The sequence below is a fragment of the Draconibacterium sediminis genome (assembly GCF_000949475.1).
Classification (GTDB): domain Bacteria; phylum Bacteroidota; class Bacteroidia; order Bacteroidales; family Prolixibacteraceae; genus Draconibacterium; species Draconibacterium sediminis.
Genome location: NZ_JRHC01000006.1, coordinates 123,886 through 141,911 on the forward strand (window position 1 = coordinate 123,886; position 18,026 = coordinate 141,911).

General features: G+C 35.3%; 19 protein-coding genes. All 19 read right to left on the reverse strand.

The features are described 5' to 3' along the window. Window positions 1–58 precede the first annotated feature (58 nt). The 19 genes from LH29_RS19450 to LH29_RS19540 all read right to left on the reverse strand — a co-directional run bounded on the left by LH29_RS19450 (window position 59) and on the right by LH29_RS19540 (window position 18,020). The gene (locus LH29_RS19450; RefSeq protein ID WP_045032943.1) at window positions 59–436 is read right to left on the reverse strand and encodes a hypothetical protein; all 378 of its coding nucleotides are present in this window, start codon (window positions 434–436) and stop codon (window positions 59–61) included. Window positions 437–594: 158 nt separating this feature from the next. Then, window positions 595–1,638 (reverse strand): purine-nucleoside phosphorylase, encoded by a 1,044-nt coding sequence (locus LH29_RS19455; protein ID WP_082063860.1) that lies wholly within the window; start codon window positions 1,636–1,638, stop codon window positions 595–597. Window positions 1,639–1,665: 27 nt separating this feature from the next. Continuing rightward, window positions 1,666–2,403 (reverse strand): hypothetical protein, encoded by a 738-nt coding sequence (locus LH29_RS19460; protein ID WP_157493768.1) that lies wholly within the window; start codon window positions 2,401–2,403, stop codon window positions 1,666–1,668. 31 nt (window positions 2,404–2,434) lie between these two features. Beyond that, entirely contained in the window at window positions 2,435–2,923 is a 489-nt protein-coding gene (locus LH29_RS19465) for a DUF2938 family protein (protein ID WP_045032946.1), read from the reverse strand. Between the two features lie 6 nt (window positions 2,924–2,929). Further along, a complete protein-coding gene (locus tag LH29_RS19470) occupies window positions 2,930–3,769 on the reverse strand; it encodes a class I SAM-dependent methyltransferase (RefSeq protein ID WP_052671107.1) in 840 nt (279 codons plus the stop codon). 1 nt (window position 3,770) lies between these two features. Next, window positions 3,771–4,184 (reverse strand): hypothetical protein, encoded by a 414-nt coding sequence (locus tag LH29_RS19475; protein WP_045032947.1) that lies wholly within the window; start codon window positions 4,182–4,184, stop codon window positions 3,771–3,773. Window positions 4,185–4,206: 22 nt separating this feature from the next. Continuing rightward, window positions 4,207–4,878: a hypothetical protein gene (locus tag LH29_RS19480; protein ID WP_045032949.1), complete on the reverse strand. Its 672-nt coding sequence runs from the start codon at window positions 4,876–4,878 to the stop codon at window positions 4,207–4,209. A gap of 21 nt (window positions 4,879–4,899) precedes the next feature. Next, the gene (locus tag LH29_RS19485; protein WP_198152520.1) at window positions 4,900–5,961 is read right to left on the reverse strand and encodes an alpha/beta fold hydrolase; all 1,062 of its coding nucleotides are present in this window, start codon (window positions 5,959–5,961) and stop codon (window positions 4,900–4,902) included. 39 nt (window positions 5,962–6,000) lie between these two features. Then, on the reverse strand, window positions 6,001–6,192 hold the full coding sequence (locus LH29_RS19490) for a hypothetical protein (RefSeq protein ID WP_045032952.1): 192 nt from the start codon (window positions 6,190–6,192) through the stop codon (window positions 6,001–6,003). 18 nt (window positions 6,193–6,210) lie between these two features. Further along, window positions 6,211–7,071 carry an SDR family oxidoreductase gene (locus LH29_RS19495; RefSeq protein WP_045032953.1) on the reverse strand — a complete coding sequence of 287 codons (861 nt, stop codon included), beginning with the start codon at window positions 7,069–7,071 and terminating at the stop codon, window positions 6,211–6,213. 1 nt (window position 7,072) lies between these two features. Next, complete coding sequence (locus tag LH29_RS19500) at window positions 7,073–7,639, reverse strand: nitroreductase family protein (RefSeq protein WP_045033212.1); 567 nt, start codon at window positions 7,637–7,639, stop codon at window positions 7,073–7,075. Window positions 7,640–7,671: 32 nt separating this feature from the next. After that, the gene (locus LH29_RS19505) at window positions 7,672–7,884 is read right to left on the reverse strand and encodes a hypothetical protein (RefSeq protein ID WP_045033213.1); all 213 of its coding nucleotides are present in this window, start codon (window positions 7,882–7,884) and stop codon (window positions 7,672–7,674) included. A gap of 110 nt (window positions 7,885–7,994) precedes the next feature. Continuing rightward, the gene (locus tag LH29_RS19510) at window positions 7,995–10,664 is read right to left on the reverse strand and encodes a LuxR C-terminal-related transcriptional regulator (RefSeq protein WP_045032954.1); all 2,670 of its coding nucleotides are present in this window, start codon (window positions 10,662–10,664) and stop codon (window positions 7,995–7,997) included. Window positions 10,665–10,679: 15 nt separating this feature from the next. Further along, window positions 10,680–13,349: a LuxR C-terminal-related transcriptional regulator gene (locus LH29_RS19515; protein WP_045032955.1), complete on the reverse strand. Its 2,670-nt coding sequence runs from the start codon at window positions 13,347–13,349 to the stop codon at window positions 10,680–10,682. Between the two features lie 106 nt (window positions 13,350–13,455). Next, window positions 13,456–14,448, reverse strand: coding sequence for a linear amide C-N hydrolase (locus LH29_RS19520; protein WP_045032956.1), 993 nt, complete (start codon window positions 14,446–14,448; stop codon window positions 13,456–13,458). Window positions 14,449–14,490: 42 nt separating this feature from the next. Further along, on the reverse strand, window positions 14,491–15,360 hold the full coding sequence (locus LH29_RS19525; protein WP_045032957.1) for an alpha/beta fold hydrolase: 870 nt from the start codon (window positions 15,358–15,360) through the stop codon (window positions 14,491–14,493). Between the two features lie 65 nt (window positions 15,361–15,425). Then, the gene (locus LH29_RS19530; RefSeq protein ID WP_045032959.1) at window positions 15,426–16,181 is read right to left on the reverse strand and encodes an alpha/beta fold hydrolase; all 756 of its coding nucleotides are present in this window, start codon (window positions 16,179–16,181) and stop codon (window positions 15,426–15,428) included. 45 nt (window positions 16,182–16,226) lie between these two features. Beyond that, the gene (locus LH29_RS19535) at window positions 16,227–17,057 is read right to left on the reverse strand and encodes a class I SAM-dependent methyltransferase (RefSeq protein ID WP_082063862.1); all 831 of its coding nucleotides are present in this window, start codon (window positions 17,055–17,057) and stop codon (window positions 16,227–16,229) included. A gap of 3 nt (window positions 17,058–17,060) precedes the next feature. Further along, window positions 17,061–18,020, reverse strand: coding sequence for an alpha/beta hydrolase family protein (locus LH29_RS19540; protein ID WP_082063864.1), 960 nt, complete (start codon window positions 18,018–18,020; stop codon window positions 17,061–17,063). Window positions 18,021–18,026 lie beyond the last annotated feature (6 nt).

Below are 18,026 nucleotides of genomic sequence, written 5' to 3' on the forward strand. Positions count from 1 at the left end.
AATACGATCATCAATAAAGAAACCTACTGTTTTTCTGAATTATCCCAGTGTTAATATTTTAGTTTTCCAGCCAATTCATTCCTGCTTCCCTGGTACAAAAAACTTCAAACTCAACATTATCAATTGTTTTCAATTCCATTAAGAAGATTAGGGCAAAAGAGGTTTCACGAGGAGAATTTACAATGTCGGCGATTTTTATCGTACATGATTTTTTGAAAAGCTCATTGAATGCATTAATAAGTGTCACTTGCTCATTAATCTCATAATTAGCATAAAAAAAACGCAGATCAAGTAAAACCCTTATTATAGTTGAGTTCTTGGCATATTCAGCCAAAATCTCTACCATTTCCAACAGATCAGAAATTCTTAAATCATCTCTTGCTTCATAAATTAACAGATCTTCCTGATTGAAATATTTATACTCAAACTTATTCATTGTAATTATTTCTGAGCTAGCAAATCTTTGCTTGGTTCTAATTTTGTTCAAAGGTCATTATCATATTTTAGGAAAGAATCACCCTTCGGGGTGATTCTTTAGGGTGATTCAAAAGCTTTAAAGCCTACCCAAGAGAAGATTCGTCTCCCAAAAAGCGTTTACTCCTCATTCCATTCTGCCCAATTATTCACTATTTCATGGGCAACAAACCCGCCTACCCGGTATGCATTTTCAACGGCAATTGGAAATCCAACCCATGTATCATTAATACAATCGCTTGCATTTTCACCCGGGTATTGTTGATCAAAATCACTCGCAGTTCGAAGTGCCATCACCCTGTCAAAAGAAATAAGATTAGTCTCTGAAAGTCTTTTTAGTGCTGTAACAATACCACTGTCTTCCATGTTGGTTACATAGTATGTTCCCTGTCCATTAGTCCATTTCTTAACCCACCAATCTGCCCACTCGCTATAAACTTTCCCATAGAAAAAAGTATTGCCGGCAACATTATCTCCAATTGTAACAAAAGGCTCTCTTCGTGCAGCAGAATTAGCTGGAAACCTGTTTCTGATTTCTTGAGCCTCCTGAATATCAAATAATTCAACGTTTTTTGTTATTTCATATGCTTTTTTCACCAGTGATGAATTTAACTGGGTAACTTCTGTTCCGATAGTCCAGCCATTTTCACACCAAACCTCTTTACAGCCAAGTCGGAATCTGGAAAAATCCCAATTATCAGGCAATTCTTTGGCATCAATAACATGACACAAATCAGCATCCAAAATCCATTCCGACCATACAGCTGAACCAAGTGTGCAAACTTGGGGTGAAGTGCCGGCAATACCGGCTACAATGAAATAGGTATTTGAAAGATCCAGTTTAGGATTTAATCCCAATGCCATAACAGACGCGGTAGCATTAGCCAATCCACCTCCGGTAATTATTAAACCTTCTCCATTATCGTTATAATACAAAGGAGAATAAGCTCCCGGTATTTCCATCTCATTTACAAGGCTGTCTCTCTGATACCAAAGTTGGGCTTCTCCTATACCATCATCAGTAAGATCTCCCATTTCCATCATGGTAATTATTATGACTTTAAAAGAAGTCCTTTGGGCACTAGCTGTATTAAAATGAATTAGAGATAAGATGGTAAAAATGATCACAAATCTTTTGTAAGTTATGTAGTCAAACATATCCATATTGCTATTATTTATATTCGAAGGTCATCACCAACTTGCACCTTTAAAGTAATTAGGATCAAAGATTTTGGCTTTCAACTTTTGAGGGAAAGCAATATCGAAGTATTCTTCTTTCATTATGGGATTTCCATTTTTAAAAAATACCACCTCTGTTGCTATGTATTTACCATTTATCATTCTGTAATTATCAAAAATGGCTTCATCATATCGACCATGATTGTTATTTATCATTTTTATAAAAACAAGCCTTTCTTTATCGACATAAAACCTTGGGCTATCATCATTATCATCAGACGCACCTACACAGTACACTGATTTCCCATTTAACGAAGTTTCATACAACCGGGAAATATCATAACCTTTTTTCGTGAGCTTATCAATGGTAAGTTTAACTGGTTGTACATACACATCGAAACCCAGTACCATTAGATCATGAATATCCTCTATTTTATTCTGAACCTGATTATTATTTATGATGTAAATACTGTCATTTCGAAACACATAACCATCTCCACTGTCGAAACTGTCAAACTTAATTATCAATTGATTTGGAGATCGATAAGCCTCATGCCACACTGTTTTGTTAACGACAGAACCGTTTTGATATTCAAATACATATTGAGAAAAAGTTAGGTTCCTGACGAATGACTCAGCATACTTTTCTTTCATTAACACAATTACATCTTCACCTGTTCTCACTGGTTTTTCGCCAAAGCTCAACATACTGATACAAATTAGTAGTATAATGGTAGATACTGTTTTCATTTTTAATTATTGGGTTAGAATTTAATAATAATCAGGGGAATAGCGGTTTAATGAGGATCATCCACAACAAAATACCTAAGCCAAAAACAGTGTGGTTTGTTATGTTGGTACGAATAATCTTCGATCTCTGTTCAGATTTAGCCGCAACAAATCCCATGTTGATACTTGGCAAAAGCCAAAACCATGGAAAAATTACAGTTACAAAACCATAGAATATTGGCAACCAAAATTGGTTTTTCATCCAAGGGAATTTTAATTCCATCCCAAAATAGAATCCGGTTAAAACGATACCTATTAAATAATGCGATATAAAACACCATAATTTTTCATTTTTTAACGGAGGTGTTGTAGTAATATTCTGGTGAAAATATTTTCCCTTAAACAAATATAGAAACCATCGCCCAAGTTCATTTTGAGTAATAAATGGATGTATAATTTTTCTTTTAGCAAGGAAGCTGGCACATAAATCCATTATTATTGTTGCAAAAGTCCCTGAAAGTATTATTTGAGCTATAAGCATAACATTCTATTTCAATAGCTTACAAAAAGTTACATTTTCTCCACTCCACAAATTATCATCTGCAGGTAGTACATTTTCATTAAATTCAATACCAGTAAAATCAAATGGTTTCAAAAGACGAATTAAATCTTCATGCGAAAAGTAGTGCGTCCAAAAACGGTAAACGCTGGTTTTTTCATCTTCAGCCACAACATGCTGGTTAAGTATTACTTTTTCCTTTTCATAAAAAAAGGATTCAGAAAGGGTTATATAAGGTTTATCGCGCCAGAATCCCTGTTCTGCAACTTCCCAGTTTTTCGGACTTACTTTTTTATCCAATTCTCTGTCATTTAAAACATCAAATATCAAAGTGCCACCGGGTTTTAGGGCTTTTTCTATTTTGCCAAGAAGTTTGTTTCGATCATCCGGCAACAGTACCCCTAAGTCGGTGTAAATCATTAATACCAAATCAAAATCATTTTCCGGCAATTCCAGATCCAGATAGTTTTTATTAATGTATTCAATATCCAGGTTCCTTGATTTAGCCTGTTCGATTGCATAGTCAATCGAATTTTTTGAGATATCAACTCCTGAAACCTTATGACCTTTTTGAGCAATCTGCTGTGTATATAATCCAGGACCACAACCTAAATCGAGGATTTTTAATTTTTTATCCTCTACCTGTTCAAAAATCCAATGAATAGTTTTTTCAATGGTTGCCTTTTTTCTGCTTGCCAAATCAATATCGGGATGCAGGTGAATTTCGAGCAATTGTCTTGAAATATGCGGATCGGTCCACATAAATGCATTGCCAGGATTATAAATCTCGGGTTGTTGGCTATATTTTATAATATCTGTAATTTTCATTTTATCTGTTATTTAATTTGTTTGATTTAATGAACGTGAATAGAAAATAGGAACTTAACACAGTCAGGTGAATCCATATCGGAATCATATTATTTAATGCGATGTATCCACATGATACTGCGTAAATCTGAGCTAAAACAATACCTGAAATTACCGGGAAAACAGTGATCACTAAAATTCCTTTGCGTTCAAGCGGTTTTAAACTGCCCCAAATTAAGAGCACGGTCCAACCAACCATTAACCCAGCTCCCATACCAAGAGCGTATCTGTATTCGGGAGTTGAAACTACGTTTTCATGCTTAAAAAGATACGTTCCGAATTCCGGGAACATCATAATTATTGCAGCAAGCGCATCAGTAATGGCACCTAACCAAAATGCTATTTTTAATAGTGTTATCTTATTACTTTTTCTCATTTCTGTTCATCTTGTAAAAACGTTAGAATCTGTAGGCTATCCCTAAGTTTAAGTGCATTGGAGAACCTCTGTAACTATTAAGTTTTTCTGTAAATGGAAGTTTCAATTCCGAATAGACATCAATATCCTTTTTGATGGTGAATCCACCTTCCAGTCCAAATTGAAACCTTCCACCGGCACCTTTGTACCAGCCATCAACAGCATCCTCATAATAGGTTTCCTTATAAAAATCAGAATGCTCAATTTTATTTAGAAAGATGTTTTCATATTCCGCAGTAAGTGCAACAAATCGCTTTACGCCGTAAATGCCAAATGCCACTTCATCAGCAGCGGCAAACCTTTTCGAATCGAAATTCTTTGCCGACATGCTTCCGGCAGAAACATTCAGGTTATTTACAATTTTGAATTTCCCTTTTTCAATCACGGGTAGAATTCCACCTATTTTAAAATCGTTGTTACTGAAATTCGCCGTTGATGAACCAAATTCTGCAAAACCAACAATGTTTTGGTTTAAAAATCCAATATCAAATTTACGCTCATAGCCTAACGTAAGCATGGTTGCAGGTTCTATTCCCGTTCGTAAATACACCCTGTTGTTTACGTCAGGATCGCTATTTATTATGGTTTGCGCCGACAACTGATTTAAGGTAAAAAGCAGTGTCATTGCAATTACTATGGTTTTTATGTTGTTCATTTTGTTTTCTGTTTAAAAAATCTACTTAAAATAATTTCTGATTAATAATGCTATTTCGTCAGGCTTTTCCCAAGGACCCGTATGCCCAACTTCTGAAACTTCAATTAAACCAGATTGTGGATAATATTGCATTTGCATATCGGCGTATTCTGGTAATTCATTCAGTACGTTTTCACTTCCGATAAATAAAAACCTACCCTGAAATGAATTGAGATTTGAAGTAATATCGAAATCTTCCGAATCAATAAAATCAAGGTTATCATCTAGAAGTAAAGCGCCTGCCCGCCAATATGGTGAGTTAGGATCTGCATGGAACTCGGGCTGCGATTTGTCGGACTGGCTTACGTTCATCATGTATTGGTAATCGGCTCGTTCGTGCCCATCAGGAGTAAAATGATCGTGTGCAATTAAATACTCTTCCAGCCATTCTTTACCAATTTCACTTAACACTGAAGTTGTATTATCCTTAACATAGTCCCAAACTTCTTTTGATAAAGGCCCCGGCTCATAGGAAACAATATCTTTTATTCTTTCAGGATATGCATTTATTAAGCCGGTTGCTAATGTCCCGCCAAACGACCAGGCAAACAAATACACCTGTGAATCGGAAATACCTGTTTCATTTTCTTTTGCCTGCAGGTAATATTCAATAATGTCATTTAGATCTTCAACATACAAATCAAAGCTCAATTTACCCGGTTCAAAACGAGGCGAGAGCCCTCCTCCACGCTGGTCGTAGAATACGCAGAAATATTCATCCTGAAGTTGGCTTATTCCGCCATTGGTAACTGTCCTTTCTTCTGGATAACGTGAAGCATTTTCAACTCCTTTCTGACTAATCATTGGTCTATAATCGCTTCCCGGACCTCCATGCAGAAAAATAATAATCGGGTTTTCAATATTTCCCATCGTTTCGGCATGAAACAGTTTCCCGTTTATTTCAAGCCGTGGAAGACGAAGATCTTCCGTTACAGTTTTCGGGAGCAAATTTCCCGGTTCATCAATATCATAAACTCCTTCATCGCATCCGAAGAAAAAAGCGGATACAAGAATAATTATGACAATATTTAATAATTGTTTCATTGTTTTCATGTTTCTTGTTTTCGTTTTCCTAAAAATTTTTTAGTGATTTTTGTTGATAAGAGAGCTAATCACAAGCCCTATCCCAATTCCTACCATAATGCAGCCAACAAAGGCTTTTGCCGATGTGTGGAGCACAAAAAAACCAACGCCTAATCCAAGCATCGTAGTTCCTCCTATAATCCACGAAGACGAATTGTCGTTTCTGCATTCTGTTTGTTTAATTGTTTCCATGGCTTAAATTTTAGTCGTTTAATTGTTTTCTGTTTTTATGCCTTCAAAAAAGTTTTTAAGCTTATGATCTCCATACCAGGGGGCAACCATATCCATTGCAAGAACAGTGAAGAAAAATTCCATCGGACCGTAAGTTTTCTGAGATGTGAATGTTCTGGCGAACCATAATATCGTTTTTCTCATCCATTCGGGCATGTAGCTAATTTTTGGTTTTTTCCCGAGCGTATCGAATGCCATATTTACAATTTCGTTATGCGTGAGAATTTCAGGACCACCGGCTTCAATTTCTATTTCATTCGTCTCAATGGCATCAACACATATTTTGGCCAAATCGGCACCGTGTATAGGATTCATTTTAAAATTTCCATCGCCAAAAAGTTCGGCTTTTCCTTTTTTTGCCATTTTTAGGAATTCGCTCATGTCTGAGAAAAAGCCATTTGGCCGCACAATACAATAGCCGATACCCGATTCCTTGAGCTTTTTAACAAACATTTCTTTAGCTTCACACATTTTCAGATGTGTTAATTTGTCGGCATTAAATGCTGACACATAAATGAACTTTTTTACTCCGCTTTCAATTGCTTCTTCCAATAAATTCAAATTGGCCCGGTAATCAACATCCATATAGGTCAGTCCATCCTTTTGTTTGGTAATTCCGACAGTACTAATAACAACATCCGCATTTGGCATGCATTCAATAATACTCATCGGATTAGTTACCTCTGCTTCTATTACATCAAATTTATCCTGATCAAAACCGGCTTTCTCCTTGTTCCGGACAATTAAACAGGTGTTATATTCCCGGGCCGTTAATTCTTCGGCTATGTATCTTCCCAAATACCCTGTAGCTCCTGCCAGTACTATATTTTTTGCTTTCATTTTATTCGATTACATTCAAAATGTGAGGTTTTTTTCTTGGGTGAATTGCGGGAATTTTTTTAGGATATCCCAATGCAAGAGGTGCAACTATTTTTAGGTTCGCTGGTATTCCTAGTTCATTTCGTAATTCAGGATTACTAATTGCCGTGGCAAAATTCACCCAGCATGTTCCTAATCCTTTCGATGTTGCTAAAAACATAAAATAGCAAGCAGCTAACGAACAGTCGGCAACCAGGTTTTTAACATTCGTTTCCCCCATAATAAAAACCACAGCAGGCGCGTGATAGAAAATATGGAAAGATTCATTTTGAAGCATCTTTTCATATTTTTTAGCAGGATCGCCAGGATTCGCAGCAATACGTTTGATGAAATTCTGCCTGCACTCATCAGATATCCGGTCGAGCATTGCTTTGTTGCTTACAACCAGATACTTCCATGGCTGCTCATTGCCGGCACTTGGCGCCAAAGTACTATCTTTTATTATGCTTCGTATTGTAACCAACGAAACAGGTTTATCCTGGTAGTTTCTAATAGATCTTCGGTTTTGTAATATTTCATCTAGCATCATTTGTCCGTGATTTTTTTTGATTTTTGAAATCATTATTTGCCGGGACTCTCCGTTTTTTCTACTGAAATAAGTTTCAGATTTAAATCTCTGATCTTGTTCAGAATTCCGTAAATAAATGCTTCGTCTCGTGCATCTCCGCGCAAAATGGTGTAATCGCCTTTAGTTGTGATATCCAAACCATCAAACCATTCTTTCCACGATGAATCGAGATGTCCTTTGATTTTTATTTTAATTGTACCATTCATTTTAAATTGCTTTGAATCAACACAACAAAGGTCCGGATCATCCGCCAAAAAAAAATCACCCTTTTGGGTGATTTCAGAGGGTGATTTTGAATGTTTTATGAAATTAAAAATCACAGGATTCCCAATTTTTTCGCCTTTTCCACGGCTTTTATCCGGCTATCTACCTCAAGTTTGAGGTTGATGTTTTTCAGGTGGGTTTTTACAGTGTTCAACGAAATAAACAAATCGTCGGCAATTTGCTGGTTGGAGTATTCTTTGGCTAATAGTTTAAGTGTATCCCGCTCCCGGGCGCTTAAAACGTTTTCGGAAGAAGATTTTTCCGTATTCTTTTCATTTTCACATCCCTTTAGTAAAAGGTTAAGATAATCTGTTGAAATTGCATCTAAAGTTTCATCCGACTTAATTGCTTTTTCTTTTTTTACTTCCTTTAGAATCTTTTCAATTTCAATGCCTTCATTCAAATACAGTCTAACTAATCCTTCCCTCTGGGTTAGAATTAACAATTCTCTGATACTGTTAATGGCATCTTCATTTTTCCCTGTCTTTATGAATACTAGTACTTTCATTATTTCCACTTCAGCAAACAACTCTACTATCTTGCTATTCTTTAGTTTCAATGATAGTTCATCAAGAATTGTATCCGCTTTTTGGTATTTATTAAAAGAAATGAAATAACGAGCACTTGCTATACCATATAGAATTTGTTCAATTGGATTATTATTTGTTGGGTTACTTAGTTGTTTGTATAATGAATCAGCTTCATTTTTCATGCCTAATTGGGAAAACAACTTTAGCTTTAAGGCAAATGATAAAACAGCTAAATGATGTCTCGAATTATTCAAGAGTCTGGTCTTCTGCTTTTCAATAGTTTCCAGAGCTGTCTTTAATTTACCGGCTTTATAATAACTTTCAGCCAATAATAATAATCCAACGCCTTTAAATGACATACTCACCAGATTCTGTGATAGTTCATAACCTTTGAATGCATTTTCGATACCTGATGTTATATTTCCCTGTTCGGTATATATAAAGCCAATTGTTGAATACAATATTGATGAATACAGATTAAATTTAAATCCTTCTGTATACTTTTTCTCTTTATACTTTTCAAGTAGTTCCAGGCATATTTTAACTGATTCTTGATATTTCCCTCTATGCTTTGAGAAATATGCAAAATGGAATGTTTGTACAATTTCCAAATATGTGTTATCGATATTCTTTGCATGATCCAATCCAGTAAAAAATGAAGATGTGCATTTTTCAAGGTCGAACTGCAATAATTCAGATAATCCCTTTCCATAGTATGCCCAGGAACTCCAAACATTGTCATTATCATTTAAATGGTTGACAGATAAATTAGCAAAGTATGTAGCACTTTCTACATCACCCATGTAATCTTTAAGAAGGGTATTGGTTGTATAGAGTCTTCCTAACAGAACCTTGTTCTTATTTTTGACATTTTCATCATGAACCAAAACATTCAGTTTATCTAAAAACTCTTCAGCTTCATTCAATCTTCCTACAATTATTAAAGTCCATGCATGCATAACACCGAACTTTAAATTTGAGAAAACCTCTTTCTCAGGAAAAAGATCAGCAAATTTTAAAACTATACCGTATTGAGAAGTTGCTATCAGGTGATCAATAATTTCATCAATAAGTTCAAGACCTTTTTTAATATTTCCTGCTTTAAGCGTATGCTCAATTGCCAATAATGCAAAATCATTTTGTTCAAACCAGGTTCCGGCATTTTGATGCAAGCTTTGAATACGTTTTTTATAGTATTGGTTCAGCCTCTGCATTAATAAATCAGCAAATAGATGATGATATCTGTACCATTTTCTCTCATTATCCAAAGGAATTAGAAACATGTTTCCTTTTTCAAGTATTTCAAGTAATTGCTGACTATTATCTTTCCCGAGAACCGCATCACAAAGCGATCCTGACAAACGATCAAATATAGATGTACAAAGAAGAAATTCCCGCATTTCATCATTTTGAATAATTAGAATCTCTTCCATAAGGTAATCCATAATATACTTATTGTTACCTGCTAGCTGTTCTATGTATTCAGAAATATTATCTTGTCCTTTAAATGTCAAAGACACCAACTGTAATCCGGCAATCCATCCTTCCGTTTTTCTTTTAAGTAAGTCAATATCTTTATCGCTTAAACTCAATTTAAGTTTTCGGTTAAATAGCTCCCCAATATCGTTCTTCGTGAAACTTAATTCTGCTGATCTTATTTCAACGATTTCATTCTGACTTCTGATTCTGGAAAGAGGTATTTGAGGATCTTGTCGGGTAATAATCACAAAATGAATGTTTTTAGGGCTATTTTCCAGCAAGAAAAGTAGAATATCTGAAATTTGCTGATTATTAATTAAATGAAAATCATCCAACACTATTAGAATATCTTCTTCGATTGGCAAGAGTTCATTAATAAATGACTCAACGATATAGCTTATTTTAATGGTGTCTGATGATTTAAGTAATTCCAAGGAGTTATCACCAATACTATTATTTAGGTTTCGAATACTATTAAATAAATATTTTAAAAATACTACTTGATCATTATCCCGCTCATCTAAGGAATACCATGCAGTTTGAAAGTTATGTTTATTAATCCAATTACTAACAAGTGTTGTTTTTCCATAACCGGCTGTGGCGGAAACAAGAATGAGTCTTCGGGTTAATCCTTCATCTAGTTTTTCAAACAAGGCAGATCGGTGAACAACATTCTCTTTGGGTTGCGGAATATGTAGTTTAGTTAGTAGCATATTTGAATATCTGAATTAGACAATCCCAAGTTCTTTCGCCTTTTCTACAGCTTTTGTTCTACTATCCACTTCGAGTTTGAGATTAATGTTTTTCAAGTGGCTTTTTACGGTATTCAAAGAAATAAACAAATCGTCGGCAATTTGCTGGTTGGAGTATTCTTTGGCTAATAGTTTAAGTGTATCTAATTCACGGGCACTTAAAACATTTTCCGTTGCAGCTTTACTTGTTTTCTTTTCATTTTCAAAAGCTTCAATAAGAACATTCAAATAGCTGGAAGACACTGCATCTAGTTTTTCTGTCGAACTAACTTTCTTTCTTTGTCCTATTTCCCTTAATAAGGACTCAATTTCTGCCCCTTCATTGATATAAATTCTATTAAAATGATCAGATTGGGTACATTTTAAACAATTCAAAACAGAAATTATAGCCTCTTCCCTTTTATTTGCAAGCAATAACGATTTTGCCATTAAGAGTTTTACTTCTGCTAATAATTCAAAAGCGTCATGACTTTTCAACCCCTTCTTTAGGTCGGTTAGCAACAAGATGGATTCGCTATAATTTTTCTGTGAGATACTATAACGAGCAATGGCTACATTATAAAAATAGTTCTCAAAATTGTGGTTTTTAGTTGTTTCCTTTCTACGGTTAAGGATTGTGAGAGCCTTTTCGTCTTCACCAAGCAAAATCAGCAAATTGCATTTTAAGGAATTGGCCAAAACATAAAGCCATTGCGCAATATCCTGATTAACGATCTTTTCAAGCTCTTCAATTAACGACAAAGCTTTATTGAATTCTCCAGACTTGTAATATGTCTCTGCCAGCAATAAAGCATTGTAAGCTTGAAACGACAGACTTAAAACTCCTCTTGAAAGATTATAACCTTTACGGGCATTTTTAATTCCTTCCTCAGTTTTTCCCTGCTCGGCCTGAATATATCCAATTATGGAATAAAGTATTGACGATAACAGGCCAATCCGGTATTCTTCGATTTTTGAATCGGCATTAAATGTTTCAAGAAGATTATTACATAGTTCGAGTGATTTAGTATACTCCCCTTTTACTTTTAATACATACGCAGTTTTAGAGGTTGCTATTAAATTCAGGTACAGGTTATCTACTTTTTGAGCCTTTTCTCTTGCAATTTTAAATGAGCTGATGCTTTTGTTCAATTCAAACCGAAGCAAATTCGATTCTCCGTATGAAATATGAGCCCACGAATTCCATAAAACATCATTTGTTTCAATATTTTCAATAGCAAGTTTTGAGTACCTGAATGCGGCTTCAACATCGCCCGAAAAGACTTTTAAAAGGTTATACGTTTCATACAATCTTCCCAACAGTTTATTCCTGGCGCCGTTAGATTTATCGGTTTTTATACTGGTTTGTAATTTATCCAGAAATACCTCGGCTACATCTAATTTACCCATTATAATGAGTACCCAGGCGTAGGCAATCCCAAATTTACCACTTGAGATAATTTCATTTTCATTCAGGTGCTGTGTAAATTTCAGAATAATTGTATACTGCGATGTTTCCCATAAACTATCAACTTCGTTATCAATTAATTGCAGTGCCTTTTCAGAACTTCCGGCTTTTAGTGTATGCTCAATGGCAAATAAGGAAAATCCTTTTGCTTCATACCATAAGCCAGCTTTTTTATGCAATTCTGGTATTTGTTCTTTATGCTTGATTTGCAGTCGTTGTTTTAATAAATCGCCAAAAAGATGATGGTAACGAAACCACTTGCGTTCATCATCGAGCGGAACAATAAACATGTTACATTTTTCAAGCGATTCAAGTAATTGCTGGCTATTGTTTTTGTCGAGTATTGCATCGCATAGCGAGCCTGAGAATTGATCCAGTACCGAGGTTTTTAACAGAAAGTCTCGCGTCTCATTATCCAGTGTATTCAGGACTTCCTCAATCAGGTAATCCATAATATACCTGCTGTCTCCGGCAATACTTTTCAGGTATTCCGAAATATTATCTTTATTCTGAAGTGTAATTGCAGTTAATTGTAACCCGGCAATCCAACCTTCGGTTTTTAGTTCTACAAGGCTAATGTCATTCCGGGTAAGCCCGAGCTTTAATTTCCGGTTAAAAAAATCGGTAATATCGTGCTCGTTAAAGCTTAAATCAGCAGACCGAATTTCCATAAGTTCATTCTGACTTCTCAGCCGTGCCAATGAAATTGGAGGATCAGAGCGAGTTAACAGCGCAATTTTAAAGTTTTGAGGTTTGTACTCAATGATAAAACTTAAGGTCTTAAATATCTCTGAGCGGTTAATTAAATGTAAGTCGTCAATAACAAGCAGAAACTCTTTTTCAACAGAAAGTATGTCATTTATAAGCAGTTCGATAATATACTTTATTTCTGCAGTGCCCGGAGATTTTAATAAATTAAGTGATTTGCCCCCAATGTTTTCATTAACTGTTTGGATGCTGTTAATCATTAAGCTCAGAAATTCAAAGGGATCATTATCGCGGCTATCCACCGAGTACCAGGCAGTTGGTATTTTGTTTTGAATTATCCAATCGCTAACAAGCGTAGTTTTTCCATAACCTGCTGTGGCGGAAACAAGAATTAATCTACGGTTCAATCCTTCATTTAATTTTTCAAATAAAGCTGATCGGTGAACCACATGCTCTTTGGGTTGCGGAATATGTAGTTTAGTTAGTAGCATTCTTGATTAATATAAAATAAATACCGACTATTAAAAATTAAAGATACTACTTCCATAAAAAAATTGAAAACTGATCAAAACTCACAATTGCAAATAATTAACACTATTACGAATTCCATTTTTTTATGGAACTGTCATAACTGGCTATTTCCTCTTTTCCAAGAATACTATTAATGAACTCGGACTTATCACAGATTGAATTTATTATTTCGCTATTAATAGCGTGGTTATATATCACCCAATTATTTTTAACATTCGGGTTTTTATTAATGTCAATCGTTCTACTTGTGTAATAAGTAAAATCATAATCTTTTACATTCATTGTTCTTACTTTTTTACTTGAGTTAGTTATGTAATAGATTTTCATGTTTTTAATGTCATAAACTATCTTCCATTGCGTGTTATTACTCACTGCATCAAGAATCGAAAAACTATAGTCTATTTCATTCTGCCCTTCATATTTTTCAACTAATTCCTTGGCGATATTGTATCTCTCCAATGAATTCGCCACATCAGTTGGGTAATTATTTTTACCGATATCTTTAATATGCTCATTTTGATTCAATGAATTTTCAATTGTGTTATTTGATAAGACTCCATCTAAGCGTGGATTATTTTTATACACAAGCATCTTTCCATTAATAAATTCAAATATAGCGCTGTCTCCATTTCTATCCATTGTATTAAAATGAATGGGGAATTTAAAATCTACATTAGAAATTCGCACCTCTGTGCAGGATTTTATTATTTCATTAACGGATTTACACGAATCAAGCATATACTGAATCCACTGGTGAGAAATTAAAGCAGGTCTTTCATCAGGTTGCTCATAAACTGATTCTTCCAAAAACAGGTGTTCCACAACCAAGCCTTTTTCATTCATCCCGCCATGTGGAATATCCTTACTTATCTGATTAAAAGTAATACTTCCAAACTTTGACCTCCAAACCGCAGGAGTTTCGTTACATTTTCGACTAATATAAGCTGTCTTTTTTACCTCGCGAGGATTAATAAATACTGTCCCAATGTCAGTTTCTACATCCAAATTTCGGCCAAATATTAATTCTGAATCGGTTTTAATTGTGAAGCTTGTACACATACATAAAGCATTTTTATTAATAAATATTGGTTGCTTTCAAAACTACGAAGGGTTTGTTTTCCTTTTATTTTTTATTAAAAATTGAATTATCTCCTGTTCAAACCTCTCTAGAATAGTACAATTGAAAAGAACGTGTCCCATTTTAGGAATAAGTACCAACTTAGAATTGGGTATACACGCTGCAGTTTGAATTCCTCCGAATTTGTGCACAAGATAATCTTCTTCGCCATGAATAATTAGCGCCGGTATTTTTACCTCTTGTAGTTGTTCTGTTCTGTCGGTAAGATTTGCCTGTGCTTTAACATGCGAGTCACCAATAGCCCCAATAATATCCTGACGATCATACAGGTTTTTGGTGTATTCAACAGCCAGTTTTTTATCAAACTCGGCAGTTCCATTCAAGTATTTCCATACTTTCAGAAAACCTTGCAGGTCATTATTAAAATTATTGGTCGGATTGTTTTCCATAAATATTTCCCAAGTTTTAGGTGGTGGCGGTGGGATATTACCGGAATTTGTTGAAGCTGAAGCTGAAGTCATGGAAATAATCCTGTCGGGATAATGAATTGCCAATAGCTGAACTATAAAACCACCCATCGAATGACCTACAACATGTGCCTTTGTAACCGAAAGCGAATCCAATATTGTTATGGCATCTTTGGTAAGTTGCATAACGTCAAAGGGATTTTTTTCGTAATCAACTTTCGTTGAATAACCAAAATCGCGATGGTCGTATTTTATCACACAAAAGTTTCTGTTGGCGAGGTTTTTGCAAAGCTTATCCGACCAAAATGATGAATTAGCGCCGGCTCCTGAAATAAATAGAATGGCTTCGTTCGAGTCATCACCGTAGGTTTCCACCCATAATCTCAGGTTTGGTTCAATTTGTATAAATCCCGTTTGCTTTTTCATCCCATAGCTATTTGAATAAAACGAAAATGTCAATATTAAAAATGCAATGATGCAATTCGCTTGTTTCACATTTTTTTAGCTATAAATTCACTTGCAATTTTGAAAAATTCTTCATGATTCGAGAACATAGCCGGATGATTGCCTTTCTCAAAAATATGAATCTTAAGAGCTGTATTTTTGTCCTTTAATCCCTCGAAAATCTTATCCAGATGATTACAATATTCATCTTCCAAACTTCCTGTGAGCAATGTTGGCACATCAAGTTCCGAAATCGATTTATGGAAAAAAGAGTTACCGGTTTTTGCAAATTCGATGTTTACATTGGTGTCCATATCAACCACTTTTTCCCAATCCGTTCCGTGCATATCTTTCCAGAAAAACTGAGCTTCTTCAATCTTTTTGTCTCTTTCTCTGTCTTCTCTTATGGTTTTTACAAAGGTTTCTAAAGATGATTCTCCTTCAAAACTATCAGCTACCAAAAATTTGACTTTATCCGGATGTTCGAGCGCCAGGTTAATCCCAACCAATGCCCCGCCGCTGGTGCCAATTACATTTACATTTTTTAGATTTAATTCCTCCAGCAAGGCGTTTGACACCTTTGAATTGTAATACCAGAAATCCGTTTCAAACTTCTCCAACCGGGAAGATTTACCGTGCCCCGGAAAATCAAAAAGTATTACTTTGTAATTATCAGCATATAGTTTTATTATGGGATGAAACATGCGGGATGAAACACTATTTCCATGAATCAATAAAAGTGGCTCACCTTCTCCAAAAATTTCATAAAAAACTTTACCATTTTCAAATTTATAGAAAGGCATACTTAGAATTATTTAATGAATTGATTTTTGAGTCAAGATTTAAAATTAATTGCTTTTAAGTTTATAATGAACTGTCCATTGTATTTTCCTGAAAGCATCTTTATTTCTAAAAAAAATCCTAAATGGAATGTTGGCTTCTTCTTCATCAAGGTACGACCAGTCCTTAATATACTTGTAATTCGTATCCCATGTTTCAATTTCATTACTATCGGTAATCCCAAATTTGAATAACGTTTCTTCCCCAAGTTTGAGCTCTTTTTTCATTTTTATGGCCATCATTTTTCCGCGCCACCCAGCAAGCCATTTCGTGTTAAAGACTTCGAAAACAACTTCCGGATTGGTAAACTTTCTTTGAAGTTCGCCAAACAGAGCTTTCACATCAGCCAATTCACAATACATGAAAACTCCTTCTGCCATCAAAAAAACGTGTTCTCTGTCTATTTCGTTTATCCAGTCGAATTCGAAAACCGACTGAGAAAATTGGCTGTAACGTTTAGTTGGCGCAATAATATTTTCTTTGATGTTAATAATATCAGGGAGATCCAGGTCGTAAAAAAGGATTTTCCCATTATCGATTCTTTTGAACCGGTTATCCATTCCGCACCCAATATTTACAATCGCAGCATCAGGATGTTTTTCAATAAAACTTTTAGCAAATAAATCATACTGCCGGGCACGAAGTGCGATGTGAGTGACCAGACTCTTTTTAATTTGGTTTGAGTTAAATCCCGGAAGTCCGGTTATCTCCTTTAACGCCTCCAATGTGTCTAAAGAATTCCTGTCATTTAATATGGAATGCCTGGAGTTTGCATCTAAAGCATGACATTGCAATGTTAGAAATGCGGTTTGAGAAATTTGTCCGATTTTTGCAGTCATTTTTTAATCATTTTTCGGTAGCTCAGTCAACGTTTTGTTTGTGTTTACAAGAGGTAGCGGAATAAATGCAACCAAATCGTCTAGATATTCAGCGCTCACTTTATTTGTGACAGGATCGCTAATGGCATGACCACCCTTTGGATAAACCTTTACAAGGAAATTATTGAGATTGTTAACTTTTAGTTTCTCCTTGCATTTTTCAACAGGAACATTTCTGTCATCGCCTCCAAATCCAATAAATACAGGGACATGTATTTGTTGCCAATACGGAATAGGATCAAAACCAACCAATGCTTTCTGATGGGGCATTTTGCTGATCCTTTTGGAAGTAAGCGGAGCAAGAGCCTTTGCAATAAATCGATAAGTATAAGGTTCGATATTATTAATTTCTTCGTATACCAATTGTTCGTCGGTTGTAACCGTTGCCCCTGACATGGTTGCCACAAAATCAATATTTGCGGATTTAGTTGCGGCAACCGGGGCGATCCATCCCCCCTGGCTCATCCCCAAAACTCCAATTTCAGAATAGTCAAAAGTATTCTGCCCTTTTACATATTCAACAGCTGCTAAAACATCACTTGCTAATTGGTTAAAATCAGCTCCAATCCATTCTCCTTCCGATTTCTCACATCCTCTTTTATCGGGAAGCACAACGGCAATTCCATTATTTGTTAAATGCTTTGCCACCGATAAATACCAAACACTGTTTCTAAAACTAGGTCCTGATCCGTGGATAAAAACAACCACGGGAAATGACCCGTCGCCTTCAGGTAGCATCAGCATTCCGGCCAGTTTTAGACTATCTGCTTTGTTCTTGAATGTAATTTCGGAGTATTCTATTTCTGAAAGATCCGGTCCGGTTAACATCCTTTGCGGCTTGTTTTTAAATGCCAGCGGTAAAATTAGAAATACTATTAATCCCAGGGTTACAATTAGTAAAGTTCGTCTCTTTTTTAGTTTCATGTTTTC